This window comes from Pseudomonas brassicacearum (genome assembly GCF_009601685.2).
GTDB lineage: Bacteria > Pseudomonadota > Gammaproteobacteria > Pseudomonadales > Pseudomonadaceae > Aquipseudomonas > Aquipseudomonas kilonensis_B.
Genome location: NZ_CP045701.2, coordinates 4,788,588 through 4,811,205, shown reverse-complemented (window position 1 = coordinate 4,811,205; position 22,618 = coordinate 4,788,588). Strand labels below are relative to the sequence as shown.

Genomic DNA, 22,618 nt, shown 5'->3' with positions numbered 1-22,618 from the left:
CATGAGCGTTCTAACCTTGAAAATTGCCGTCAACCTGGCGGGGCAAGCTCTTGCCGCCGGTCGTGAAATCAGCGCTGCACCCCTGACCGTCGCGGTCCTGGACAGCGGCGGGCACCTGGTTGCCTTGCAGCGCGAAGACGGCGCCAGCCTGCTTCGCCCGCAGATCGCCATCGGCAAGGCCTGGGGCGCCATCGCCCTGGGCAAAGGCTCACGCCTGCTCGCCCAGGATGCCCAGCAACGCCCGGCATTCTTCGCCGCATTGAATGGGCTGGGGCAGGGCAACGTCGTACCGGCACCGGGTGGGGTATTGATCAAGGATCAAGATGGGAAGGTGTTGGGGGCGATTGGTGTCAGTGGTGATGTTTCGGATGTGGATGAGCAGGTGGCGGTCAGGGCTGTGGAGGCGGTGCAGTTGAGGGCGGATGTGGGGATTACTGTTTGATTTCGCGGTGAATTGACTGGCGTCTTCGCGAGCAAGCTCGCTCCCACAGGATCTGATGTTGGACACATGATGTCTGAACGACGCAAGTCCAGTGTGGGAGCGGGCTTGCTCGCGAATGGGCGCACTGCGGTGTTTCAGTCTGGCTCACACCCCTTCAACACCAACCGAATAATCGTCTGCGCCGCCGCTTCGTAATCCGCTTCATCGAGCTTCGCCTTGCCGGTCACGGCGCTGATCTGCCAGTCGAAATCGGCATAGGTCTGGGTGGCGGCCCAGATGCTGAACATCAGGTGGTTGGGGTCGATGGGGGCGATTTGGCCGCGGTCGATCCAGGTCTGGATGCAGGCGATGTTGTGCCGGGCCTGGGCGTTGAGTTGTTCCACCAGATCGGGGCTCAGGTGCGGGGCGCCGTGCATGATTTCGCTGGCAAAGACTTTCGAGGCGAAGGGCAGGTCGCGGGAGATGCGGATCTTGGAACGGATGTAGTGGCTCAGTACCTCACCGGGCACGCCGTCGGCATTGAACGGTGTCGAAGCCTGGAGAATCGGCTCGATGATGCTTTCCAGAACCTCGCGGTAGAGGTTTTCCTTGGATTTGAAGTAGTAGTAGACGTTGGGTTTGGGCAGGCCTGCCTTGGCCGCGATGTCGCTGGTCTTGGTCGCGGCGAAGCCCTTGTCGGCAAATTCTTCGCTGGCGGCACGCAGGATCAATGCTTTGTTGCGCTCGCGGATAGTGCTCATAAACCCAGGGGTTCCTTGCCTGTTCTGGCGGTGGCGCATGGTAGCACCGGCCTCGCGCGGCGCTCAAGAATGCCCCAAGGCGCCGCGGCTCGCGGTATGCTGCGCGGCATGATTATTCAAGGAGCCTCTCCATGGCTGGAAGCAGTTTGCTGGTACTGATCGACGATATCGCCACCGTACTCGACGATGTTGCGTTGATGACCAAGATGGCCGCCAAGAAGACCGCTGGCGTGCTCGGCGATGACTTGGCGCTCAATGCCCAGCAAGTCTCTGGTGTGCGTGCCGAGCGGGAACTGCCGGTGGTGTGGGCGGTGGCCAAGGGTTCGTTCATCAACAAGTTGATCCTGGTGCCGTCGGCGCTGGCGATCAGCGCCTTTGTCCCTTGGTTGGTGACGCCGTTGTTGATGGTGGGCGGCGCCTATCTGTGTTTCGAAGGGTTCGAAAAACTGGCCCACAAATTCCTTCACAGCCCGGCCGAAGACCAGGCCGAACATGCGCAACTGGTCGAGGCCGTGGCTGACCCGGCGGTCGACCTGGTGGCCTTTGAAAAGGACAAGATCAAGGGCGCGGTACGCACCGACTTCATTCTGTCGGCGGAAATCATCGCCATCACCCTCGGCACCGTTGCCGACGCGGCACTGACCCAACAGGTGATCGTCCTGTCGGGCATCGCCATCGTCATGACCATTGGGGTCTATGGCCTGGTGGCCGGGATCGTCAAGCTTGATGACCTGGGGCTCTGGTTGACGCAGAAGCCAGGCCAGGCCGCCAAAAGCATTGGCGGCGCCATCCTGAGTGCAGCGCCCTACATGATGAAAGGTCTGTCGGTGATCGGCACGGCGGCGATGTTCCTGGTGGGTGGTGGCATCCTGACCCACGGCGTGCCGGTGGTGCATCACTGGATAGAAGGCGTGACGGCCAGTGCCGGCGGTGCCGGGTTTATCGTGCCAATGTTGCTCAATGCGGTGGCAGGAATCGTGGCGGGGGCAGTGGTGTTGGCGGGTGTAATGGTGGTGGGTAAGGTCTGGAAAGCCTTGAGAGGCTGAAGCGTTGTCTTTTAAGACAGCACTTTCAGGCTTTTCCTACGTTTGCCGATGGAAGGCTTTTATAAACTCCCTCGCGCTATTTGGCCGGTAGTGGCTCAAATACATTTTCCGTCAGTGAAGGGAGCGTTTGATGAAATGGTATTGGCAAGTGTTGCGGCAGTACGCAACTTTTAGAGGGCGTGCCAGCAGAAAAGAATACTGGATGTTCTTTTTGTTCGAGTTTTGCTTGGGGCTGCTTTTTTTCGGATTTGGTATCGCCACTGGATTGAATAAAGAAATTTATTATCTATTGTTGTACCCCATCTATTGCCTCCTGACAGCGTGCCCTCGGTTGGCTGTTATCTGGCGACGTTATCACGACATGAACAAAAGCGGGCTGAATGTTTTCTGGGGGGCGGTGCCATTGGTTGGCCCGTTCATCGTCCTTATCAGCTTGGCGGCAAGCGGTACGAAAGGGCCTAACAATTACGGCTTGGACCCGTTGGAACGGCAGGTAGCGGACAGCTGAATGAGGTTCGACGCGTAGACATTCGCAATAGAAAAAGGCCATCCGGTGAGAATCGAATGGCCTTTTTCTTGGATCAGGCGTCTACTCGGCAATCTGCAACTTACGCGACTCGGTGTACACGTAGCGCACCTTTTCATATTCGAACGGTGAATTCAGTTGCCCATAGCGGAAACTGGTCTGGTAGCGCTTGTCGACGCCGCGCAGAAGCAGCAACTCAGGGTGGTTGGAACTGACTTCAGAGACGTTCAGGTAGTTGATTGCCGATTCGGCTGTGTAGTCCACCAGCAGCCCTGAGGTGTCGCGCAGGTTCGACGGGCCGAAGATCGGCAACACGAAGTAGGCGCCGCCTGGCACGCCATAGAAGCCCAGGGTCTGGCCGAAATCTTCGTTCTGGCGCGGCAGGCCCATGGCGGTGGCCGGGTCCCATAGGCCGGCGATGCCGACGGTGGTGTTGAGCAGCAGGCGCGCCGTGGTTTCCATCGAACGCTTGCCCTTGAATTGCAGCAAGCTGTTCATCAGGTTTGGCACGTCCCCCAGGTTATTGAAGAAATTGCTGACCCCGGTGCGCACGAAGCTTGGCGTGATGTAGCGGTAGCCGTCGACAACGGGCAGGAATACCCATTGGTCGAAGCGGTAGTTGAAGTGGTAGACGCGGCGGTTCCAGGATTCCAGCGGGTCATAGACGTTCAGGGCGTTGAGGGTCGAGCGCTCGAACTCGCGCTGGTCCAGGCCCGGGTTGAACTTGAGCTTGCTCAACGGTTCCTTGAAACCGTCGGAGTCCACCACCACTGGCGCATTGGCCTTGCTGTTGTCGGCTTGGACCATGCCCGCACTCATTAACGCAGCGATAAGCAGCAGATATTTAGCCACGGAAGAACTCCAGCATGGCGTCGCTGTTGACGCGGTAGTTAAGGTTGCCGCAGTGGCCGCCCAGTGGGTAAACCGTCAGGCGATCGCCAAAGGTCTTGCGCAGGAAGCCCAGGTCGCCCGGGCCGAGAATGACGTCGTCGGCATTGTGCATGACGGCAATCTTCGGGCTGTCGTGCAGGTAATCCTTCAGTGCGTAAAGGCTGACCTGGTCGATCAATTGCAACAGGCTGCCGCCGTCAGTGCGCGCGCGCCACATCGGGATCACCTGCTCGGTGAGGTAGCAGTCGAAATCGCATTGCAGCGCACGTTTGAGGAACGGCGTCAGGCTGGTGCTTTCGGTAATCGGGAACTTGGGTGGGATGATCAGGCCGCGCCGGTTGATCAGGTCAGAGGTGAACGCGATGTCGGCCGCTGAGAAACGGAAAGAGGTGCCGATCAACATGGCCATCTGCTCGTTGCTCAGGTGTTGCCTGGACTGCTGGAAATCGTAGAGCAGGGCATCGTTGAGGTCGATGTAGCCTTTTTGCTGGAAGTAGCGCGTCAGCTTGTTGAGCACCAGCTCGTAGAAGGTGGTGGTGTTGTTGATGCCCTTGACCTCGGTCTGGACCAGTTTGTCCAGGTTGGTGATCGAGGTGTAGAGGTTCACCGGCGGGTTGAGCAGCAGCACCTTCTTGAAATTGAAGCTGCGCCGGGTTTCGTCCAGGTGTGCGACGAAGGCCGCGTCCAGGGCGCCGAGGCTGTAGCCGGTCAGGTAGTACTCGGTCACCGGCAGCTTGGGGTTTTGCGCACGCACGGCTTGCATCACCCGGTACATGTCTTCTGCGTCTTCCTTGGAAATGCCTGGCGTGGCGAAGCGCGAAGCGGCGCTCATGAAGTCGAAGCTGGTGGGCGAGGACAACTGCACCACGTGGTAGCCGGCCTTGTAGTAGAGGCGCTTGAGATATTCGTTGAGTGTGCTGTCATACCGGGCACCCGTACCTGCAATCAGGAAGATCAGCGGCGCCGGTTTGTCCTGGGTGGCCATGCGGTAGGTCAGGCTTTTCACCGGCCAGAAATTGTCCGGCAGGATGAACTCCCGTTCGGGGCGCAGCTTGACGGTGTGATCGGACTGGTTGATGTCCTCATTCAGCGGCAGCTCCGGACGCAGGTCCGGCGGCGTGGTGGCGATCGTCGCCTCGAATGGGTTGGTCAAGGGGTAGCCATAGCTGGCGGCGTCAATATCCACCGCCAGCGCGGACGCACTCAGGATAAGGCCGCCGAGAAGGGCAGCGAAGCGCAAGGAACGGAGCATGACTGGATCCCTTAAAGGATGTTGCCGAATGAGGTTCGCAGGCTATGACCACTGAAGTGAAGCCAAGTGCCATGATCGCCGCAAAACAAGCGCGAACGGGGTGCAAGAGTAGCGGGACGATACACGCAGGGCCGTGGTGGTGGCTAGTGATCTGCCGGCTAGCCTGATCAAGCATGCGAAATTTGAGCGAAATCTACTGTCTGGGAGTTTTCATTAACGGACCTGTTATTTCTGACAGTTGAAATATTCATTTTCGGGCATTAAATGTGTGTGCGTCGTTGGGACTGTCCTCCTGGGGAGATACCGCCATGCACTCGCGAACGCCAACATTGACTGTATTCGATTCACGCCGTCTGACTGTTCGTTCAACAGCCTATCATCGCACGGCAGCTGCGGATCCTCTCGAAAAGCGAGTGACCTATCAAGTCAATAATTGTGCTGGGCGAAGTATAAAACAGTACGACCCTCGGCTGTTTAAGCTTATGGAATTGGAACCTGATATTTCGCCGAATATTCAGAATGTGTACAGTCTTTCGGGGCAGGCCTTGCTAATTAATAGTGTTGATGCCGGGATCCGCTTGTATCTCTCAGGCGTCGCTGGCCAGCAGTGTCACCGTTGGGACAGCAACTTCACGCATGTGAAAGTTGAATACGACAATCAGCTACGCCCGGTAAAAGAGTCTGTGAAACAAATTGACGAAGGTCCAAGAAATAGTATTTTTTACTCATACGGCGGCAGTGATGAAGCGTTTGTTAGATTTAATCAAGGCGGAAGAATAATTAGAGTTGATGATGGTGCCGGGACAGTTTTCTCTCGATCATATTCCCTGCAAGGCGATAGGCTTGAAAGCACTCGGCATTTTCTGGATAGCATAGAGCAACCGCATTGGCCCGCCCTAGAGTCTGAGCGTGATCAGCTTCATGAGAAAGGCGAGGGCAGCACGACCTTGTCTCTTTACAACGCTGTATCACAGCTGGTCTGCGAAATTGATGCTAGAAAACATGTGCGGCTGTTTGAATATACAGTGGGCGGTCAGCTTGCCGGAATAAGGTTGATCATGCAGCCGGATGGGCCAGTTAAAAAGGTTGTGGGGGATGTTCTTTATAATGCTGCAAACAAGGTTGTCCAGCAGACTTTAGCAAATGGAGTGGTTTGTTCCGCAGTTTATTGTCCGATAGATGGAAGGTTGGAAGAGTTGAAATCCTATCGGCCGGAGCGCTGTACTTTACAGCATCTAATTTATCGCTATGATCGCGTGGGAAACATAATATCTATAGAGGACAGGGCGTTACCCGTTCGCTACTTCCGTAACCAGAAAATCGAACCAGTTAGAACCTTCTGTTATGACACGCTCTATCAGTTGATTTGCGCTACCGGTTGGCAAGTCATCGGTGGCGGTGTCGGGTCTTGTTTTCCTGACTTTCAATCTCCAGCTGATCCGAGTCAGTTGGAAAATTACACTGAGGTTTTTAGCTACGACTCGGGTGGTAATCTTGTAAAGCTGCTTCGTTGTGCGGCGCTGGGAAGCCGCACTCAACGGATGGGCGTATCGAAATATAGTAATCGCTCGCTCTCTGAAAAAATCGACGGAGAATTGCCGACTGAAGAAGAGATCGCTTTGGCGCATGACTTGAACGGTAATAAGCGTCTGCTGTTTCCTGGGCAAACGCTGGGATGGGATGAGCGAAATCAGCTTAAAAAATTCCAGCGGACGAGCCATTTAGGCTCGGCAAATGACTCGGAAATTTATGTCTACGATGATAGGGGGCAACGGCGAAGAAAAATCGGATCGGTAGCAACTGGGCAGTTAAGGAATCGCTCGGAAACGCGTTATTTGGACACGCTGGAAATTCGATCCGGTCTTGATGAGGAAATAGATGTCGTCAGCGCAGCAGCGGGGCTATGTGATATTCGTATGGTACAGCGAGTCGATCAGCGGAACGGGCAAGATATAATTTATTGTCGATACTCGCTGATTGATCTGGTTGGGTCAAACTGCATCGAGTTGGATGACGATGGAGCGATAATAAGCGAGGAGGTTTTTTACAGCTACGGTTGTACAGCTTGGTGGGCGGGAAGCGATAGGGTTAAGGCGAACAGCAAGACAATGCGCTATTCAGGCAAGGAGTTGGACTCGACCGGATTATATTATTACGGATTTAGATATTACATGCCTTGGTGGTGTCAATGGCTGAGCCCGGATCCGGATGGGGTAGCGGATGGCTTGAATTTGTACCGGATGGTTGCAAATAATCCTGTAACGTTTTTTGATGATCAGGGATTACAGTTGGTCTCTGTGAACGAGGATAGTCAGGACTACGCTAAGTTGGTAGCTACTTTTGAGTCGGGCGATATCTTGTTTGGGTTGCGTGAGCCTCGTGACTTTGCTCTGAAAGCTTTGAATAGGGCTGGATTCAAGGAGTTTTCATGGGAGGTGTCTTGGAATAGAAAACTCGGAAAATTCTCGGTTGAAAAAAAACGCAACGTGTTAAAACAGAATGATTTGACCGACGCAGCGTTTGGGCCGACGGTGACGGCAGGTGTTTATAATACGAATGACCAAATCAAGGCGGAATTGATTGATTTTCATCGTGGTATTGCTTATAAGAAATTTGCAATGACAAATCGGTATTTTCAGAAGGATGAGAAAGGGGTTGGAAACTTTTTTCAGATAAATGTTCCTATGTGGCGTCGCTCAAGTAAGGCGGGGTTGGAGTTTCAAATTTTTCAGCGCAACAAACAGGTGCTTTTTGCAATCGACGGTCTGATGGAGACTTTGGATGATATCGTTTCGAAAAAGCCAGATGCCGGGACCAGCGTTACAGCTTCTGAAATCAGGTATTTGTACAGGCGCCGGGGTACCCCAGAAGTGCAAAAAAATGCGAGGTTTTTTTTAGCGAATCGAGAGGTGCCGCAGTCTGAATTTTTCAACTTGCCGGCGTGGCAGAGGTATCACCCTAAAAAGACGTACCGGACAGTATCCGTACCTCGTCGGGTGATACTAAGTCATTAATCAGTGGCCAGTTGTTGCTCACCTATCGCAATGCCTGCTCCTCAGCATGGGAGCAGGCTTTTTATAGCTTGGCCGGCCGGCTCGCCAAACCCTGCTCCTGGCAACCCGCACTCAGCTTCGCGATACCACAGACCGCATCTTTTCCCTAGAGTACTTTCTCGAACGCAGTTAATGGCTTTCTGATGTCGTTTCTCGTTGCTTCAACGTCGCAGGCAGAGCAGGTTCCAGATCAGCGCAGGTTGATGATCAACGAGTCAGTACTCCACTGGCGTTCGAACCGGTTTGCAGGCGAGCGTGATGGGGGCGCTGTGCACCATAACAATACGTTCACGCTGCCCGACATCCGCCGGGCGCAGCACTTTCGGGGAAGTAACGATGAAGATGCGACGACTCTTGGGCGCAGGTGCCGCACTGGTGCTGGCGATCAGCTCCACCTTGGCCAGTGCCGAAAACAAAACCTTGAGCATCGGTTACGTTGACGGCTGGTCCGACAGTGTCGCGACCACTCACGTGGCCGCCGAAGTCATCCAGCAGAAGCTTGGCTACGACGTGAAGCTGCAAGCGGTCGCGACCGGGATCATGTGGCAGGGCGTGGCCACCGGTAAACTCGACGCGATGCTTTCGGCCTGGCTGCCGGTGACTCACGGCGACTATTGGACGAAGAACAAGGACCAGGTGGTCGACTACGGCCCCAATTTCAAGGACGCAAAAATCGGCCTGATCGTGCCGGAGTACGTCAAGGCCAAGTCGATCGAGGATCTGAAAACCGACGACTCCTTCAAGAAGCGCATCGTTGGCATCGACGCCGGTTCAGGTGTGATGCTCAAGACCGAACAGGCAATCAAGGATTACGACCTGACCGGCTATCAACTCAAGGCCAGTTCCGGTGCCGGCATGATCGCCGAGCTGACCCGTGCCGAGAAGAAAAACGAATCCATCGCCGTCACCGGTTGGGTGCCGCACTGGATGTTCGCCAAGTGGAAACTGCGCTTTTTGGAAGACCCGAAAGGCATCTATGGCGCGGCTGAAACTGTGAACAGCATCGGCAGCAAAGAGCTGGAGGCCAAGGCGCCGGAAGTGGTCGCGTTCCTGAAGAAATTCCAATGGGCTTCGAAAGACGAAATCGGCGAAGTCATGCTGGCGATCCAGGAGGGTGCCAAGCCTGACGCCGCTGCCAAGGACTGGGTTGCCAAGCACCCGGATCGCGTAAAGGAGTGGACCGGCAAGTAATCAGCCTGGTTTAGCTGTTGCGAAAAACCGCATGACCTTGCGTCATGCGGTTTTTTTGTGCGTGCGGATTCTTAGTCTTGCGCAAGTCCCTGTGGGAGCGGGCTTGCTCGCGAAGGCGTTTTGTCAGTTAACCATGTGTTGACTGACACTCTGCATTCGCGAGCAAGCCCGCTCCCACAGAGGTCATTGCGCAAATGTGCGGGAAACGGGCAGCGCTGTCATATCGTTCTAATACTAAGGTCGTCTGGAACCTGGCCTTGAGCCGCATAGAGTAGGGTCGTTCCAATTAAATCTGTGCTGCGAGGATAAAAACAATGAACGACAGCATTTACCTCTCTATTCAAAACAGCCCGCGCTTCAAGGAGCTGGTGAGAAAAAGAGAAAAGTTCGCCTGGATTCTCTCGGCGATCATGCTTGGGCTGTATTCCGGCTTCATTCTTCTGATCGCCTACGGGCCACACATTCTCGGGGCCAAGATATCGCCTGAGTCCACCATCACCTGGGGCATTCCCATCGGTGTCGGCCTGATTGTCTCGGCCTTCGTCCTGACCGGCATCTACGTACGGCGCGCCAACGGCGAGTTCGACGACCTGAACAATGCGATTCTCAAGGAGGCTCAGCAATGATCCGGCGTCTACTGGCTCTTTTGAGCATCGCGGCGTTCGCCCCGGGCGCCTGGGCGGCTGAAGCCCTTACCGGTGCCGTGCAGAAACAGCCCCTCAACGTCGCGGCTATCCTGATGTTCGTGGTCTTCGTCGGCGCGACTTTATATATCACCTACTGGGCGTCCAAGAAAAACAATTCGGCGGCCGACTACTATGCAGCGGGTGGCAAGATCACCGGCTTCCAGAATGGCTTGGCCATCGCGGGCGACTACATGTCGGCGGCGTCCTTCCTGGGGATCTCCGCACTGGTGTTCGCCTCCGGCTACGACGGCCTGATCTACTCGATCGGCTTCCTGGTGGGCTGGCCGATCATTCTGTTCCTGATCGCTGAACGCTTGCGCAACCTGGGTAAATACACCTTTGCCGACGTGGCGTCCTATCGCCTGGGGCAAACCCAGATCCGCAGTCTGTCCGCCTGCGGCTCGCTGGTCGTGGTGGCGTTCTACCTGATCGCGCAAATGGTCGGTGCCGGCAAGCTGATCCAGTTGCTGTTCGGCCTGGACTATCACGTCGCGGTGGTCCTGGTGGGTATCCTGATGTGCCTTTATGTGCTGTTCGGCGGCATGTTGGCTACCACTTGGGTACAGATCATCAAGGCGGTGCTGTTGCTGTCGGGCGCATCGTTCATGGCCCTGATGGTCATGAAGCACGTCAACTTCGACTTCAACATGCTGTTTTCCGAAGCGATCAAGGTGCACCCTAAAGGCGAGGCGATCATGAGCCCTGGCGGCTTGGTGAAGGATCCGGTCTCGGCCTTCTCCCTGGGCCTGGCACTGATGTTCGGTACTGCTGGCCTGCCGCATATCCTGATGCGCTTCTTCACCGTGAGCGACGCCAAGGAAGCGCGCAAGAGCGTGCTGTATGCCACTGGCTTCATCGGTTACTTCTACATCCTGACCTTCATCATCGGCTTCGGCGCGATCCTGCTGGTCAGCACCAACCCGGCCTTCAAGGACGCGGCAGGTGCCTTGCTTGGCGGCAACAACATGGCGGCGGTGCACCTGGCCAACGCGGTGGGCGGCAGTATCTTCCTGGGCTTCATCTCGGCCGTAGCCTTCGCCACCATCCTGGCGGTCGTCGCGGGCCTGACCCTGGCCGGTGCCTCGGCGGTGTCCCATGACCTGTATGCCAGCGTGATCAAGAAAGGCAAGGCCAACGAGAAGGACGAGATTCGCGTCTCGAAAATCACCACCATCGCCCTGGCGGTGCTGGCGATCGGCCTGGGCATCCTGTTCGAGAAGCAGAACATCGCGTTCATGGTGGGCCTGGCGTTCTCCATCGCGGCGAGCTGCAACTTCCCGGTACTGCTGCTTTCGATGTATTGGAAAAAGCTGACCACCCGTGGCGCCATGATTGGCGGCTGGTTGGGCCTGGTCAGTGCCGTGGGCCTGATGGTGCTTGGTCCGACCATCTGGGTGCAGATCATGGGTCACGAGAAGGCGATCTTCCCGTATGAGTACCCGGCGCTGTTCTCGATGGCCATCGCCTTCGTCGGCATCTGGTTCTTCTCCATCACCGACAAGTCGGCTGAAGGGGTAAACGAGCGGGCGCTGTTCTTCCCGCAGTTCGTGCGTTCGCAGACTGGCCTGGGGGCGAGTGGGGCGGTTAGCCACTGATGCGCCAGTAAGCTGTAAGCGTTGTGTTTGAAGAAATACCCCGGTCGAGAGGCTGGGGTATTTTTTTGTGCGCGATAACGGTGATGGGAGTAATGACGCCTTCGCGAGCAAGCCCGCTCCCACCTTGGAATGCGTTCACTCTGTGGGAGCGAGCTTGCTCGCGATGGCGTCGGGTCAGCCAATACAGCTTCCGGATCAGATGAAAAGAGGCCCAAACAAAACAGCCCCCGCTCTTATATAAGAAGCAGGGGCTGTTTCAGTACCGCTTTGAACCTATCGCAAGGCAGGCCTTACTTGCGGTCTTCCAGCTTGGTGAGGTCACGCGACTCGTAGCCGGTGTACAGCTGGCGCGGGCGGCCGATCTTGTACGGGCTGGAGAGCATTTCCTTCCAGTGGGAGATCCAGCCCACGGTCCGCGCCAGGGCGAAGATCACGGTGAACATGCTGGTTGGAATGCCGATCGCCTTGAGGATGATCCCCGAGTAGAAGTCGACGTTCGGGTACAGCGAGCGCTCGATGAAGTACGGATCGGTCAGGGCGATCTCTTCCAGGCGCATGGCCAGTTCGAGTTGCGGATCATTCTTGATCCCCAGTTCCTTGAGCACTTCGTCGCAGGTCTGCTTCATGACGGTGGCGCGAGGGTCGCGGTTCTTGTAGACCCGGTGACCGAAGCCCATCAGTTTGAACGGATCGTTCTTGTCCTTGGCCTTGGCGATGAACTTGTCGATGTTCGAGACATCACCGATTTCATCGAGCATGGTCAGTACCGCTTCGTTGGCACCGCCGTGGGCTGGGCCCCAGAGTGCGGCGATACCGGCAGCGATACAGGCAAACGGGTTGGCACCCGAGGAGCCGGCCAGGCGCACGGTGGACGTGGAGGCGTTCTGCTCGTGGTCGGCATGGAGGATGAAGATCCGGTCCATGGCCTTGGCGAGCACCGGGCTGATCGGTTTGATCTCGCACGGGGTGTTGAACATCATATGCAGGAAGTTCTCTGCATAGGTCAGGTCGTTGCGCGGGTACATCATGGGCTGGCCCATGGAGTACTTGTAGACCATGGCTGCCAGGGTCGGCATCTTCGCCACCAGGCGGATCGCCGAGATCTCGCGATGCTGGGGGTTATTGATGTCCAGGGAGTCGTGGTAGAAGGCCGAGAGGGCGCCGACAACGCCGCACATGACGGCCATCGGGTGGGCATCGCGACGGAAGCCGTTGAAGAAGGTCTTCAACTGCTCGTGAACCATGGTGTGGTTCTTCACGGTGCTGACGAACTGGGCCTTTTGCTCTGCGGTTGGCAGCTCGCCATTGAGCAGCAGGTAGCAGGTTTCCAGGTAGTCCGATTTTTCAGCCAGTTGCTCGATCGGGTAGCCGCGGTGCAGCAGGATGCCGTTGTCGCCGTCGATATAGGTGATTTTCGACTCGCACGAGGCGGTCGACATGAAACCTGGGTCGAAGGTGAAACGGCCCGTGGCCGTCAGGCCCCGTACGTCGATTACATCGGGACCAACGGTGCCGGTTAAAATGGGCAGCTCGACGGGGGCTGCGCCCTCGATGATCAACTGCGCTTTTTTGTCAGCCATGTGGCCTCCTATTAATGCTTGAAATCATCAGACAGACCCCCCACGCAGGGCCCGCACCACTATAGTGAGATAAATTCGAAAGTCAATTTGCCTAAAGTCTTGCTCCAGAAGGCTTTAACCGGACTTTTTCCGCGAAATTGCCTGCCGTTTACGCCTTTTGCCTCATATGTGCAATGCGCTATTAGGGGAAGGTGAACGCGTTGTCATTAGTAGCCTAACTGTCTATACTCGGCCACCGACCGCCAGGGGCTTTTGGGCCTGCTTTCTTGGGGGTCGTCACTCCCTGGGTGGTGAGTACCTGACCAGTGCGCGCCCCAACAACTTTGCCCTGATTGTTAGGGGCTCTTCAGTGTGAAAAAAAAGCCGTGAAAAGCCAACGACCTGTAAACCTAGACCTAAGGACCATCAAACTCCCAGTCACTGCTTACACGTCCATTCTTCACCGTATTTCCGGTGTCATTCTCTTCGTCAGCCTGGCCATCATGCTTTATGCATTGGACAAGTCGCTCGATTCGGAAGAAGGCTTCGGTCAGGTGAAAGCGTGTCTGACCAGTCCGCTAGCCAAGCTAGTGATTTGGGGCATCCTGTCCGCCTTGCTGTATCACTTGGTTGCCGGTGTGCGCCACTTGATCATGGACATGGGCATCGGTGAGACGCTGGAAGGCGGCAAGCTGGGCTCGAAAATCATTATCGCCGTGTCTGCGGTGCTGATCGTTCTGGCAGGAGTCTGGATATGGTAACCAACGTCACGAACCTTTCGCGTTCGGGCCTCTATGACTGGATGGCGCAGCGTGTGTCTGCGGTCGTTCTCGCGGCTTACTTCATCTTCCTGATCGGATATGTCGTAGCAAACCCAGGCCTGGGCTACGCCCAATGGCATGAACTGTTCGCAAACAACTGGATGCGTATCTTCAGTCTGCTGGCACTTGTCGCACTGGGCGCTCACGCCTGGGTCGGCATGTGGACCATCGCGACCGACTACCTGACGCCAATGGCGTTCGGCAAGTCGGCGACTGCCGTACGTTTCCTCTTCCAGGCAGTATGCGGCGTCGCGATGTTCGCTTACTTCGTCTGGGGTGTGCAGATTCTCTGGGGTATCTGATCCATGGCTAACATTCCAACTATTTCTTTCGACGCCATCATCATTGGTGGTGGCGGTGCCGGCATGCGCGCAGCGCTGCAACTGGCACAGGGCGGTCACAAGACTGCCGTGATCACCAAGGTTTTCCCGACGCGTTCGCACACTGTTTCCGCCCAGGGCGGCATCACCTGCGCCATCGCTTCGGCCGACCCGAACGATGACTGGCGCTGGCACATGTACGATACCGTCAAGGGTTCCGACTACATCGGTGACCAGGACGCTATCGAATACATGTGTCAGGAAGGCCCGGCCGCGGTGTTCGAGCTGGACCACATGGGTATGCCGTTCTCGCGTACCGAGCAGGGTCGTATCTATCAGCGTCCGTTCGGTGGCCAGTCCAAGGACTACGGCAAGGGCGGCCAGGCTGCGCGTACTTGCGCGGCGTCCGACCGTACCGGTCACGCACTGCTGCACACCCTGTACCAGGGCAACCTGAAAGCCGGTACCACGTTCCTGAACGAGTACTACGCCGTTGACCTGGTGAAGAACCAGGACGGCGCCTTCGTCGGTGTGATCGCGATCTGCATCGAAACCGGCGAAACCACCTACATCCGCGCCAAGGCCACCGTACTGGCGACCGGCGGTGCAGGCCGTATCTACGCATCCACCACCAATGCCCTGATCAACACCGGTGACGGCGTCGGCATGGCCCTGCGTGCTGGCGTGCCGGTACAAGACATCGAAATGTGGCAGTTCCACCCGACCGGCATCGCCGGCGCCGGTGTACTGGTGACCGAAGGTTGCCGTGGTGAAGGTGGTTACCTGATCAACAAGCACGGCGAGCGTTTCATGGAGCGTTATGCTCCGAACGCCAAGGACCTTGCCGGTCGTGACGTGGTTGCCCGTTCGATGGTTAAAGAGATCATCGCTGGCAACGGTTGCGGTCCGAATGGCGACCACGTGATGCTCAAGCTCGACCACCTGGGCGAGGAAGTGCTGCACAGCCGCCTGCCAGGCATTTGCGAACTGTCCAAGACCTTCGCTCACGTCGACCCGGTCGTCGCGCCAGTTCCAGTGGTTCCAACCTGCCACTATATGATGGGCGGCGTTGCCACCAACATTCACGGCCAGGCGATCACCCAGAACGCCGAAGGCGTGGACGAAATCATCCCTGGCCTGTTCGCAGTGGGTGAAGTGGCGTGCGTATCGGTCCACGGTGCCAACCGCCTGGGCGGCAACTCGTTGCTCGACCTGGTGGTCTTCGGTCGTGCTGCCGGCCTGCACCTGGAAAAAGCGCTGTCCGACGGTATCGAATATGACGATGCCACCGACGCCAACATCGAAGCCGCCCTGGCGCGTCTGTCCGCTCTGAACGAGCGTAACGAAGGCGAAGACGTGGCGACCCTGCGTCGCGAGTTGCAAAACTGCATGCAGAACTACTTCGGTGTATTCCGTACCGGCGAATACATGCAGAAGGGTATTGCCCAGCTGGCGCAATTGCGTGAGCGAATCGCCAACGTGAAGATCAACGATAAGTCGCAGGCGTTCAACACTGCCCGTATCGAAGCGCTGGAACTGCAGAACCTGCTGGAAGTGGCCGAAGCCACCGCCATCGCCGCAGAAGTGCGTAAAGAGTCTCGTGGTGCCCACGCTCGCGAAGACTTCGAAGACCGTGACGACGAAAACTGGCTGTGCCACACCTTGTACTTCCCGGGTGAAAAACGCGTCGCCAAGCGTGCCGTGAACTTCTCGCCGAAGACTGTTCCGACTTTCGAACCAAAAGTCCGGACTTATTAAGGGTGACCGCTATGTTGCAAGTCAGTGTTTATCGCTACAACCCTGATCAGGACGCTGCGCCGTTCATGCAGGATTTCCAGGTCGATACCGGTGGTAAAGACCTGATGGTGCTGGACGTGCTGGCCCTGATCAAAGAGCAGGACGAGGGTTTCTCCTATCGTCGCTCTTGCCGTGAGGGCGTTTGCGGCTCCGACGGCATGAACATCAACGGCAAGAACGGCCTGGCCTGCATCACGCCGCTGTCTGCCGTGGTCAAGGGCAACAAGCTGATCGTTCGTCCGCTGCCTGGTTTGCCGGTTATCCGTGACCTGGTCGTCGATATGAGCATCTTCTACAAGCAATACGAGAAGGTGAAGCCATACCTGCAGAACGATACGCCGGCTCCGGCCATCGAACGTCTGCAGTCTCCGGAAGAGCGTGAAAAGCTCGACGGTCTGTACGAGTGCATCCTGTGCGCTTGCTGCTCGACCTCGTGCCCATCCTTCTGGTGGAACCCGGACAAGTTCCTGGGCCCGGCCGCCCTGCTGCAAGCGTACCGCTTCCTGGCAGACAGCCGTGACACCAAGACGTCCGAGCGTCTGGCTGCACTGGATGACCCGTTCAGCGTATTCCGCTGCCGCGGGATCATGAACTGCGTCAACGTCTGCCCGAAAGGCCTGAACCCGACTAAGGCCATCGGTCACGTACGTAACATGCTGCTGCAGAGCGGCGTGTGATTCAGCTGCTGTACCCGTAGAACCGCTGTACCCGTAAAGGCCAGGGCGCGGGCTTCAACCCGCGTCGTGGCTATAACCAGAACAGCCGCTTACAAAGCGGCAGTTCTTATTTTGAAGAAATGAGACAAGCAGGGGCATCCGGGCTGGTACCCGGACTATCAGCGTGATCCTAAGTGGCTTGTTTTAGTCGCTGCACTCGGACTTCTGCAAGTTTGCTCGGTGTTTTCGCCGGTGGTGTTCCCCTAATCGAGGGTGACCAAGCATGCAAGAAAGCGTGATGCAGCGCATGTGGAACAGTGCCCACCTCTCCGGTGGTAACGCTGCCTATGTGGAAGAGCTCTACGAGCTCTACCTGCACGACCCTAACGCTGTGCCAGAAGAATGGCGCACCTACTTTCAGAAGTTGCCGGCTGACGGTAACTCTGCCACTGATGTTTCGCACTCGACGATTCGCGATCATTTCGTGTTGCTGGCAAAGAACCAGCGCCGCGCTCAACCGGTCTCTGCCGGCAGCGTGAGCAGTGAACACGAGAAGAAGCAAGTTGAAGTGCTGCGACTGATCCAGGCCTACCGGATGCGAGGCCACCAGGCAGCCCAGCTCGACCCGCTGGGGCTGTGGCAGCGTCCTGCACCTGCAGACCTGTCGATCACTCATTACGGCTTGACCAATGCCGATCTTGATACGACCTTCCGTGCCGGCGACCTGTTCATCGGCAAAGAGGAAGCGAGCCTACGCGAAATTCACGAAGCGTTGCAGCAGACATATTGCCGCACCATTGGCGCTGAATTTACGCACATCACCGATTCCGAGCAGCGCCAGTGGTTCCAGCAGCGTCTGGAAAGCGTTCGTGGTCGTCCGACGTACTCCACCGACATCAAGAGCCACTTGCTCGAGCGCGTCACCGCCGGTGAGGGTCTGGAGAAATACCTGGGTACCAAATACCCGGGCACCAAGCGTTTCGGCCTGGAAGGCGGCGAAAGCCTGATTCCAATGCTGGACGAGCTGATCCAGCGTTCCGGTTCCTACGGCACCAAGGAAGTTGTCATCGGCATGGCTCACCGTGGCCGCCTGAACGTACTGGTCAACACCTTCGGCAAGAACCCGCGCGAGCTGTTCGACGAGTTTGAAGGCAAGAAGAAGGTCGAACTGGGTTCTGGTGACGTGAAATACCACCAGGGCTTCTCGTCCAACGTGATGACCACAGGTGGCGAAGTGCACCTGGCCATGGCCTTCAACCCATCCCACCTGGAAATCGTTTCCCCGGTGGTCGAGGGTTCGGTCCGTGCCCGCCAGGATCGTCGCAATGATCCGACCGGTGAAAAAGTCCTGCCGATTTCCATCCACGGTGACGCGGCATTCGCCGGTCAAGGCGTGGTCATGGAAACCTTCCAGATGTCGCAGACCCGCGGCTTCAAGACTGGCGGTACGGTTCACATCGTTATCAACAACCAGGTCGGTTTCACCATCAGCAACCCGCTGGACTCGCGTTCCACCGAGTACGCAACCGACGTCGCGAAAATGATCCAGGCACCGATTCTCCATGTGAATGGCGATGATCCGGAAGCCGTGCTGTTCGTGACCCAGTTGGCCATCGACTACCGCATGCAGTACAAGCGCGACGTGGTGATCGACCTGGTCTGCTACCGTCGTCGCGGCCACAACGAGGCCGACGAGCCAAGCGGCACCCAACCCCTGATGTACCAGCAGATCGCCAAGCAGCGCACCACCCGTGAGCTGTATGCCGAGCGCCTGACACAGAGTGGCGTGCTGGATGCTGCGCGCGTCCAGGAAAAAGTCGATGAATATCGCAATGCCCTGGACAACGGCCTGCACGTTGTAAAAAGCCTGGTCAAAGAGCCGAACAAAGAGCTGTTCGTGGACTGGCGTCCTTACCTGGGCCACGCCTGGACCGCTCGTCACGACACCCGTTTCGACCTCAAGACCCTGCAGGAACTGTCCGCCAAGCTGCTGGAAATACCGGAAGGCTTCGTGGTTCAGCGCCAGGTCTCGAAGATCTACGAAGACCGGCAGAAGATGCAAGCCGGCGGCCTGCCGATCAACTGGGGTTACGCTGAAACCATGGCGTACGCGACCCTGGCGTTCGAAGGTCACCCGATTCGCATCACCGGCCAGGACGTAGGCCGCGGCACTTTCTCGCACCGCCATGCGGCGCTGCACAACCAGAAAGACGCCAGCACCTACATCCCGCTGCAACACCTGTACAAAGGCCAGCCACGTTTCGACCTGTACGATTCGCTGCTGTCCGAGGAAGCCGTCCTGGCGTTCGAATATGGCTACTCCACCACCGAGCCGAATGCGCTGGTGATCTGGGAAGCCCAGTTCGGCGACTTCGCCAACGGTGCCCAGGTAGTAGTCGACCAGTTCATCACCAGCGGCGAGCACAAGTGGGGCCGTCTCTGCGGTCTGACCATGCTGTTGCCTCACGGTTATGAAGGGCAGGGGCCGGAGCACTCTTCGGCACGTCTGGAGCGCTACCTGCAACTGTGTGCCGAGCACAACGTCCAGGTCTGCGTACCGACGACGCCGGCACAGATCTACCATCTGCTGCGTCGTCAGGTCATCCGTCCGCTGCGCAAGCCGCTGATCGTGCTGACACCCAAGTCGCTGCTGCGTCACAAACTGGCGATCTCCACGCTCGAGGATCTGGCCGAAGGCTCCTTCCAGACCGTTATTTCGGAAATCGATACCCAGGACGCGGCGAAGGTGACTCGCCTGATCCTGTGCAGCGGCAAGGTCTACTATGACCTGCTGGAAAAACGTCGTGCCGAAGGCCGTGAAGACATCGCCATCGTGCGTATCGAGCAGCTTTACCCGTTCCCGGAAGAAGACCTGATGGAGGCCATCGCGCCTTACACCAACCTCACTCATGTGGTGTGGTGTCAGGAAGAACCGATGAACCAAGGCGCGTGGTACAGCAGCCAGCATCACCTGCGTCGCAGCATTGGCAACCATAACAAGGCCCTGGGCCTGGAATATGCCGGCCGTGATGCTTCCGCTGCACCTGCGTGTGGTTATGCGTCGATGCACGCCGAGCAGCAGGAAAAACTGCTGCAAGATGCCTTCACTGTTTAACGCCTTCGCGCTGACTGAAACCGAATTTTAAGGACCCACAGATAATGGCTATCGAAATCAAAGCCCCGTCATTCCCGGAATCGGTTGCCGATGGCACCGTTGCCACCTGGCACAAGAAACCAGGCGAGGCCGTCAAGCGTGACGACCTGATCGTCGACATCGAGACCGACAAGGTCGTGCTGGAAGTATTGGCCGAAGCTGACGGCGTGCTGGGCGCAATCATTGCCGAGGAGGGCGCTACCGTTCTGTCGAACCAGGTCCTGGGCTCGATCGAAGAGGGCGGCGCTGCTGCCGCCGCTCCAGCCGCTGCTGCTGCACCGGCCGCTGCCCAGGCTGCTGCTCCAGCCGCCGCTGGCGAAGACGATCCAGTGGCTGCGCCTGCTGCTCGCAAGCTGGCTGAAGAGAACGGCATCAACATCGCTTCCGTTGCCGGCACCGGCAAGGGTGGTCGCGTGACCAAGGAAGACGTGGTAGCCGCCGTTGCCGCCAAGAAAGCCGCTCCGGCCGCAGCACCTGCCAAGCCTGCCGCACCTGCCGCTGCCGCTCCGGTGTTCGCTGCCGGTGACCGCGTTGAAAAACGCGTTCCGATGACCCGCCTGCGTGCCAAGGTTGCCGAGCGTCTGGTTGAAGCACAGTCGAACATGGCGATGCTGACCACCTTCAACGAAGTCGACATGACCGAAGTCATGGCCCTGCGTTCCAAGTACAAGGATCTGTTCGAGAAGTCCCACAACGGCGTACGCCTGGGCTTCATGTCGTTCTTCGTCAAGGCTGCCACCGAAGCGCTGAAACGCTTCCCGGCCGTCAACGCGTCGATCGACGGTTCCGACATCGTCTACCACGGCTATGCCGACATCGGTGTTGCGGTCTCCAGCGACCGTGGCCTGGTGGTTCCGGTACTGCGTAACGCCGAACTGATGAGCCTGGCCGAAATCGAAGGCGGCATCGCCACCTTCGGCAAGAAGGCCCGTGACGGCAAGCTGTCCATCGAAGAGATGACCGGCGGTACGTTCACCATCACCAACGGTGGTACATTCGGTTCGATGATGTCGACCCCGATCGTCAACCCGCCACAAGCGGCTATCCTGGGCATGCACAACATTCTGCAGCGTCCGATGGCGATCAACGGTCAGGTCGTGATTCGTCCGATGATGTACCTGGCACTGTCCTACGATCATCGCCTGATCGACGGTAAAGAAGCCGTGACGTTCCTGGTAACCATCAAGAACCTGCTTGAAGATCCGGCTCGTCTGCTGCTGGATATCTGATTTTCGCCGCGAGGGCCGGTCTGTTGTGACCGGCCCCTTGCTGAAACAACCGGTTTCGTCCCACGACGGTCACCACAAGTGACCGTCCGGTTTGATTCGAAAAGGAATGACTCATGACTCAGAAATTCGACGTGGTAGTGATTGGTGCGGGCCCTGGCGGCTACGTAGCGGCCATCAAGGCTGCGCAACTGGGCCTTACCACTGCCTGCATCGAGAAATACACCGACAAGGAGGGCAAGCTGGCCCTCGGCGGTACTTGCCTGAACGTCGGTTGCATTCCTTCCAAGGCGCTGCTGGACAGCTCCTGGAAGTTCCACGAAGCCCAAGACGGCTTCGCGATCCACGGCATCAGCACGGGCGACGTGAAGATGGACGTGCCGGCGATGGTGGGTCGCAAGGCCAACATCGTCAAGAACCTGACCAGCGGTGTTGCCACCCTGTTCAAGGCCAACGGCGTGACCTCGATCCAGGGCCACGGCAAGCTGCTGATGGGCAAGAAAGTCGAAGTGACCAAGCCAGACGGTTCGGTTGAAGTGATCGAAGCCGAGAACGTCATCCTGGCGCCAGGCTCGCGTCCGATCGACATTCCACCAGCTCCGGTCGACCAGAACGTGATCGTCGATTCCACCGGTGCCCTGGAATTCCAGACCGTGCCGAAACGCCTGGGCGTGATCGGTGCTGGCGTGATCGGCCTCGAGCTGGGTTCGGTATGGTCGCGCCTGGGTGCGCAGGTGACCGTACTGGAAGCCCTCGATACCTTCCTGATGGCCGCTGACGCCGCGGTTTCCAAGGAAGCGCTGAAAACCCTGACCAAACAGGGCCTGGACATCAAGCTGGGCGCGCGCGTGACCGGTTCGAAGGTCAACGGCGAAGAAGTCGTGGTGACCTACACCGACGCCAACGGCGAACAGACCATCACCTTCGACAAACTGATCGTCGCGGTCGGCCGTCGTCCTGTGACCACCGACCTGCTGGCTACCGACAGCGGTGTGGAAATCGACGAACGTGGCTTCATCGCCGTCGACGACCAGTGCGCAACCGCGGTACCGGGCGTCTTCGCCATCGGTGACGTGGTTCGCGGCATGATGCTGGCACACAAGGCATCCGAAGAAGGCATCATGGTCGTCGAGCGCATCAAGGGCCACAAAGCCCAGATGAACTACGACCTGATCCCTTCGGTTATCTACACCCACCCGGAAATCGCATGGGTTGGCAAGACCGAGCAGGCCTTGAAAGCCGAAGGCGTTGAAGTTAACGTCGGCACCTTCCCGTTCGCAGCCTCCGGCCGTGCCATGGCAGCCAACGATACCGGTGGTTTCGTGAAAGTCATCGCCGACGCCAAGACGGATCGCGTATTGGGCGTTCACGTCATTGGCCCAAGCGCTGCCGAGCTGGTACAGCAAGGCGCGATCGGCATGGAATTCGGCACCAGCGCTGAAGATCTGGGCATGATGGTCTTCTCCCATCCGACCCTGTCCGAAGCCTTGCACGAAGCGGCCCTGGCCGTAAATGGCGGCGCCATCCACGTGGCCAACCGCAAGAAGCGTTAAAAAACAATAAGAAACCACGGCGGTATGGCCCGTCGTGAGCCTTGCGAGCAAGACTCACCGCGGAATATCCGCTGGACGCAGCCTTGCGTAGCCGAACCGGTCAACTGGAA

Annotated in this window: 18 protein-coding genes; 14 read left to right on the top strand and 4 right to left on the bottom strand. The window is 57.6% G+C overall.

Annotated elements, in window-relative coordinates:
* Position 1: 1 nt before the first annotated feature.
* Positions 2 to 442 (top strand): GlcG/HbpS family heme-binding protein, encoded by a 441-nt coding sequence (locus tag GFU70_RS20540; protein ID WP_058543327.1) that lies wholly within the window; start codon positions 2 to 4, stop codon positions 440 to 442.
* 134 nt (positions 443 to 576) lie between these two features.
* Here GFU70_RS20540 and GFU70_RS20535 read toward each other — a convergent pair whose 3' ends face one another.
* Positions 577 to 1,182, bottom strand: coding sequence for a TetR/AcrR family transcriptional regulator (locus GFU70_RS20535; RefSeq protein WP_153388723.1), 606 nt, complete (start codon positions 1,180 to 1,182; stop codon positions 577 to 579).
* A gap of 131 nt (positions 1,183 to 1,313) precedes the next feature.
* Here GFU70_RS20535 and GFU70_RS20530 point away from each other — a divergent pair, with 131 nt between their 5' ends.
* Positions 1,314 to 2,228: a DUF808 domain-containing protein gene (locus GFU70_RS20530; RefSeq protein ID WP_116641531.1), complete on the top strand. Its 915-nt coding sequence runs from the start codon at positions 1,314 to 1,316 to the stop codon at positions 2,226 to 2,228.
* A gap of 130 nt (positions 2,229 to 2,358) precedes the next feature.
* The gene (locus GFU70_RS20525; protein ID WP_116641532.1) at positions 2,359 to 2,736 is read left to right on the top strand and encodes a DUF805 domain-containing protein; all 378 of its coding nucleotides are present in this window, start codon (positions 2,359 to 2,361) and stop codon (positions 2,734 to 2,736) included.
* An 81-nt stretch (positions 2,737 to 2,817) separates the two neighbouring features.
* Here the strand turns inward: GFU70_RS20525 and GFU70_RS20520 are convergent, their stop codons facing one another.
* Entirely contained in the window at positions 2,818 to 3,606 is a 789-nt protein-coding gene (locus GFU70_RS20520; RefSeq protein ID WP_058543332.1) for a VacJ family lipoprotein, read from the bottom strand.
* Entirely contained in the window at positions 3,599 to 4,897 is a 1,299-nt protein-coding gene (locus tag GFU70_RS20515) for a serine/threonine protein kinase (RefSeq protein ID WP_058543333.1), read from the bottom strand. Before GFU70_RS20515 ends, GFU70_RS20520 begins: the two co-directional genes overlap by 8 nt.
* 308 nt (positions 4,898 to 5,205) lie before the next feature.
* On the opposite strand from GFU70_RS20515, the gene GFU70_RS20510 reads away from it, so the two are divergent.
* The 4 genes from GFU70_RS20510 to GFU70_RS20495 all read left to right on the top strand — a co-directional run bounded on the left by GFU70_RS20510 (position 5,206) and on the right by GFU70_RS20495 (position 11,422).
* Positions 5,206 to 7,911, top strand: coding sequence for an RHS repeat-associated core domain-containing protein (locus GFU70_RS20510; RefSeq protein ID WP_153388722.1), 2,706 nt, complete (start codon positions 5,206 to 5,208; stop codon positions 7,909 to 7,911).
* Between the two features lie 375 nt (positions 7,912 to 8,286).
* Positions 8,287 to 9,141, top strand: coding sequence for a glycine betaine ABC transporter substrate-binding protein (locus GFU70_RS20505; RefSeq protein ID WP_058543336.1), 855 nt, complete (start codon positions 8,287 to 8,289; stop codon positions 9,139 to 9,141).
* A gap of 314 nt (positions 9,142 to 9,455) precedes the next feature.
* Positions 9,456 to 9,767 carry a DUF485 domain-containing protein gene (locus GFU70_RS20500; protein WP_058544649.1) on the top strand — a complete coding sequence of 104 codons (312 nt, stop codon included), beginning with the start codon at positions 9,456 to 9,458 and terminating at the stop codon, positions 9,765 to 9,767.
* Positions 9,764 to 11,422, top strand: coding sequence for a cation acetate symporter (locus tag GFU70_RS20495; RefSeq protein ID WP_058544648.1), 1,659 nt, complete (start codon positions 9,764 to 9,766; stop codon positions 11,420 to 11,422). The genes GFU70_RS20500 and GFU70_RS20495 overlap by 4 nt, the downstream gene beginning before the upstream one ends.
* Positions 11,423 to 11,712: 290 nt before the next feature.
* Here GFU70_RS20495 and gltA read toward each other — a convergent pair whose 3' ends face one another.
* Positions 11,713 to 13,002 (bottom strand): citrate synthase, encoded by a 1,290-nt coding sequence (gltA, locus tag GFU70_RS20490; RefSeq protein ID WP_058544647.1) that lies wholly within the window; start codon positions 13,000 to 13,002, stop codon positions 11,713 to 11,715.
* A gap of 365 nt (positions 13,003 to 13,367) precedes the next feature.
* On the opposite strand from gltA, the gene sdhC reads away from it, so the two are divergent.
* From sdhC to lpdA, 7 genes are all read left to right on the top strand, one after another.
* On the top strand, positions 13,368 to 13,742 hold the full coding sequence (gene sdhC / locus GFU70_RS20485; protein ID WP_003179220.1) for a succinate dehydrogenase, cytochrome b556 subunit: 375 nt from the start codon (positions 13,368 to 13,370) through the stop codon (positions 13,740 to 13,742).
* Positions 13,736 to 14,104 (top strand): succinate dehydrogenase, hydrophobic membrane anchor protein, encoded by a 369-nt coding sequence (gene sdhD, locus GFU70_RS20480; protein ID WP_003204438.1) that lies wholly within the window; start codon positions 13,736 to 13,738, stop codon positions 14,102 to 14,104. The genes sdhC and sdhD overlap by 7 nt, the downstream gene beginning before the upstream one ends.
* Before the next feature lie 3 nt (positions 14,105 to 14,107).
* On the top strand, positions 14,108 to 15,880 hold the full coding sequence (sdhA, locus tag GFU70_RS20475; protein ID WP_058544646.1) for a succinate dehydrogenase flavoprotein subunit: 1,773 nt from the start codon (positions 14,108 to 14,110) through the stop codon (positions 15,878 to 15,880).
* Between the two features lie 11 nt (positions 15,881 to 15,891).
* Positions 15,892 to 16,596 carry a succinate dehydrogenase iron-sulfur subunit gene (locus tag GFU70_RS20470; protein WP_018610098.1) on the top strand — a complete coding sequence of 235 codons (705 nt, stop codon included), beginning with the start codon at positions 15,892 to 15,894 and terminating at the stop codon, positions 16,594 to 16,596.
* A 262-nt stretch (positions 16,597 to 16,858) separates the two neighbouring features.
* Positions 16,859 to 19,690, top strand: coding sequence for a 2-oxoglutarate dehydrogenase E1 component (locus GFU70_RS20465; RefSeq protein WP_058544645.1), 2,832 nt, complete (start codon positions 16,859 to 16,861; stop codon positions 19,688 to 19,690).
* Positions 19,691 to 19,734: 44 nt separating this feature from the next.
* Positions 19,735 to 20,958 (top strand): 2-oxoglutarate dehydrogenase complex dihydrolipoyllysine-residue succinyltransferase, encoded by a 1,224-nt coding sequence (gene odhB / locus GFU70_RS20460; protein WP_058544644.1) that lies wholly within the window; start codon positions 19,735 to 19,737, stop codon positions 20,956 to 20,958.
* A 113-nt stretch (positions 20,959 to 21,071) separates the two neighbouring features.
* On the top strand, positions 21,072 to 22,508 hold the full coding sequence (gene lpdA / locus GFU70_RS20455) for a dihydrolipoyl dehydrogenase (RefSeq protein ID WP_058544643.1): 1,437 nt from the start codon (positions 21,072 to 21,074) through the stop codon (positions 22,506 to 22,508).
* The last annotated feature ends 110 nt before the right edge of the window (positions 22,509 to 22,618 follow it).

What these genes read in the sequence shown, in the direction of transcription:
- GFU70_RS20530 (WP_116641531.1), top strand. Translation starts at nt 1,314, where the DNA reads ATGGCTGGAAGCAGTTTGCTGGTACTGATCGACGATATCGCCACCGTA.
- GFU70_RS20465 (WP_058544645.1), top strand. Translation starts at nt 16,859, where the DNA reads ATGCAAGAAAGCGTGATGCAGCGCATGTGGAACAGTGCCCACCTCTCC.
- gltA (WP_058544647.1), bottom strand. Translation starts at nt 13,002, where the DNA reads ATGGCTGACAAAAAAGCGCAGTTGATCATCGAGGGCGCAGCCCCCGTC.
- GFU70_RS20470 (WP_018610098.1), top strand. Translation starts at nt 15,892, where the DNA reads ATGTTGCAAGTCAGTGTTTATCGCTACAACCCTGATCAGGACGCTGCG.
- GFU70_RS20510 (WP_153388722.1), top strand. Translation starts at nt 5,206, where the DNA reads ATGCACTCGCGAACGCCAACATTGACTGTATTCGATTCACGCCGTCTG.
- lpdA (WP_058544643.1), top strand. Translation starts at nt 21,072, where the DNA reads ATGACTCAGAAATTCGACGTGGTAGTGATTGGTGCGGGCCCTGGCGGC.
- GFU70_RS20535 (WP_153388723.1), bottom strand. Translation starts at nt 1,182, where the DNA reads ATGAGCACTATCCGCGAGCGCAACAAAGCATTGATCCTGCGTGCCGCC.
- GFU70_RS20540 (WP_058543327.1), top strand. Translation starts at nt 2, where the DNA reads ATGAGCGTTCTAACCTTGAAAATTGCCGTCAACCTGGCGGGGCAAGCT.
- odhB (WP_058544644.1), top strand. Translation starts at nt 19,735, where the DNA reads ATGGCTATCGAAATCAAAGCCCCGTCATTCCCGGAATCGGTTGCCGAT.
- sdhA (WP_058544646.1), top strand. Translation starts at nt 14,108, where the DNA reads ATGGCTAACATTCCAACTATTTCTTTCGACGCCATCATCATTGGTGGT.
- GFU70_RS20495 (WP_058544648.1), top strand. Translation starts at nt 9,764, where the DNA reads ATGATCCGGCGTCTACTGGCTCTTTTGAGCATCGCGGCGTTCGCCCCG.
- sdhD (WP_003204438.1), top strand. Translation starts at nt 13,736, where the DNA reads ATGGTAACCAACGTCACGAACCTTTCGCGTTCGGGCCTCTATGACTGG.
- GFU70_RS20525 (WP_116641532.1), top strand. Translation starts at nt 2,359, where the DNA reads ATGAAATGGTATTGGCAAGTGTTGCGGCAGTACGCAACTTTTAGAGGG.
- GFU70_RS20500 (WP_058544649.1), top strand. Translation starts at nt 9,456, where the DNA reads ATGAACGACAGCATTTACCTCTCTATTCAAAACAGCCCGCGCTTCAAG.
- GFU70_RS20515 (WP_058543333.1), bottom strand. Translation starts at nt 4,897, where the DNA reads ATGCTCCGTTCCTTGCGCTTCGCTGCCCTTCTCGGCGGCCTTATCCTG.
- GFU70_RS20505 (WP_058543336.1), top strand. Translation starts at nt 8,287, where the DNA reads ATGAAGATGCGACGACTCTTGGGCGCAGGTGCCGCACTGGTGCTGGCG.